Here is a 2,027-nt window from a genome sequence, read left to right as displayed (position 1 = left end):
CGCCGGAGAGGCAGGGGCCGCTGGAGAGGCCTGATCCGCTGGGGAAGCCTGGCCGGCCGGGGACGAAGGAACCGCCGGAGATGACGGAGCCACCGGAGATGACGGAACCGCCGGGGAAGCCGAGGCATCGGGGGCCGGCGTCGCCGGGGTCAGTGCGGTGGCCTGGGCGATGGACTGCTTCACCGCCTCGGCGAGCTTGCCGGCCTGAGCGTCGGAGAGCCGGCCGACGTCGGCCTTGAGCACGGTGGTGAGCACGACGGTGACCGGGTCGAGCACGGTCCCGAGGTCGCCGAGCGATCTGGTCCGGGCGAGCAGCTGCTCCGCACCGGGAAGGGCCGTCCCGGACGCGGCTCGGACGCGTGCGGTGTCGTGGTCGGCCGCCTGCGCGGTCGGTCCGGCGATCCCGAGGACGACGGTGGCGCAGAGGGTGGTGGAGGCGATGCGCCGAACGGGCAGACCGCGCATGAGTGTTCCTTCCGGTTGCGTCGGGCGTTGCGTCCACCGTGCGAGCGGACATCGCTGCCTGCAACCGGCACGTACTTTCCGTGCACCTTGTCCTCGTCGGCATCACCCCTGGTGAGGGGGTACGTGAAGCACCGCACGCCATGTCGGCACCCGCACCCTCCATTCGGGTCGGCACACACGGCCGGCCACCCTCCCCCCGGGAGGGTGGCCGGCCGTGAAGGGGTGAGACGACGTCAGTCGTTGACGCAGACGTTGCCGAACGCCGGGTTCAGCGCGGCGACGATGTTCACGGTGTTGCCGCAGACGTTGATCGGGACGTGGACCGGAACCTGGACGACGTTGCCGGACAGCACGCCCGGGGAGTGGGCGGCCGCGCCCTTGGCGCCGGCGTCGGCGGCGGCCACACCGGTGGCGCCGGCAACCGCGGCGACGGCGGCGGACGTCAGAACCAGGCCCTTCGCGATACGCGACATGGAGAGGTGCTCCTTGGGTTGACACACATCCGGGCGGATGCCCGGCGCTGTGTCAACGCGCAGGAGGCGCCTGGGTTCTGCCTCCGAAGGAGTGATCTCACCGAGGGTGCACTTCACCATTCCGACACACTTGTCGGGTTTCGCCGGATTAATACAGATAGCGATTAGAGTTGCGGATCACGCGACGCACCCGTATAGCCAGCCAATCGCACGAAAGGCCACAGCCGGTCATGCGCAACTCCCTGGGCGAGCGGAAGCCGACACAGGACGACGGGCGGGCCCCGATCGCGGCACCCGGCGGCCGGGGGCGGCTCGCTCGCCGTCGCCGGACGGGCACCCACGGCCGCACCCCGGACCCGTCCGTCATCCGTGAGGCCGTGGGCAACGGTGGTGACCAGCCGGGCTCCCGGCTCGTTCCACAGCCGGACGCGGCCTGGTTCGACGTGCTTCTCATCGCCGCCGGCTCACGGAAGTGAGGCGCGTTCCCGCCCGTACCGAGCGACGTCCATGAGCGAGGAACCGCGCATGCACCAGTCAGCACCCGGCCCCTGGCCGCGGGTCCTTCATCTCACCCAGCCCGTCGACGGCGGCGTGGCCCGGGTCGTCGCCGACCTGACCGCGGCTCAGCTCGCGGCCGGTATGCGGGTGACCGTCGGCTGCCCCGAAAGCGGCCTCGCCGACCGGCTCCGGTCGGCGGGCGCCGACGTACGAACGTGGCGGGCCACCCGGGCGCCCGGCCCCTCGCTCGCCGGTGAGGTACGGCAGCTGGCCCGCCTCGTCGCCGAGGTGCGGCCCAATCTGGTGCACGCCCACAGTGCCAAGGCGGGGCTGGCCGGGCGGCTGGCGGTGCGTGGGCGGATCCCGACCGTGTTCCAGCCGCACGCCTGGTCGTTCGAGGCGGTCGGCGGGGTCACCGGCGCGCTGGCGCTCGTCTGGGAGCGGCACGGGGCCCGGTGGGCGCACCGGACGCTGTGCGTGAGCGAGGCGGAGCGGGCGACCGGGCTGCGGGCCGGGATCGACGGGCGCTGGGCGGTGATCCCCAACGGGGTCGACCCGCACCGCTTCCGTCCCGCCGGCCCCGACCCTGGC

The 2,027-nt window shown here is 72.9% G+C and carries 3 protein-coding genes and 1 pseudogene; 2 read left to right on the top strand and 2 right to left on the bottom strand.

Annotated features, from left to right (window positions below; genetic code table 11):
- Together CCN42_RS39005 and CCN42_RS39000 are read right to left on the bottom strand one after the other, a co-directional pair.
- A pseudogene (locus CCN42_RS39005) lies at nt 1–465 on the bottom strand (hypothetical protein); the annotation flags it as partial.
- 233 nt (nt 466–698) lie between these two features.
- The gene (locus tag CCN42_RS39000; protein WP_086741920.1) at nt 699–938 is read right to left on the bottom strand and encodes a chaplin; all 240 of its coding nucleotides are present in this window, start codon (nt 936–938) and stop codon (nt 699–701) included.
- Between the two features lie 230 nt (nt 939–1,168).
- Between CCN42_RS39000 and CCN42_RS38995 the strand changes: the two genes are divergently transcribed.
- Entirely contained in the window at nt 1,169–1,414 is a 246-nt protein-coding gene (locus CCN42_RS38995; RefSeq protein ID WP_086741919.1) for a hypothetical protein, read from the top strand.
- Between the two features lie 49 nt (nt 1,415–1,463).
- Nucleotides 1,464–2,027: glycosyltransferase (locus CCN42_RS38990; RefSeq protein ID WP_143662192.1), on the top strand; the 564-nt coding region annotated here is incomplete at its 3' end.

The sequence above is a fragment of the Streptomyces glaucescens genome, from assembly GCF_002154375.1.
GTDB classification, from domain to species: Bacteria; Actinomycetota; Actinomycetes; order Streptomycetales; family Streptomycetaceae; genus Streptomyces; species Streptomyces glaucescens.
This window is presented reverse-complemented; position numbering and strand designations above follow the sequence as displayed.

Coding starts and splice junctions, on each gene's coding strand:
- CCN42_RS39000 (WP_086741920.1), bottom strand. CDS start 938: ATGTCGCGTATCGCGAAGGGCCTGGTTCTGACGTCCGCCGCCGTCGCC.
- CCN42_RS38995 (WP_086741919.1), top strand. CDS start 1,169: ATGCGCAACTCCCTGGGCGAGCGGAAGCCGACACAGGACGACGGGCGG.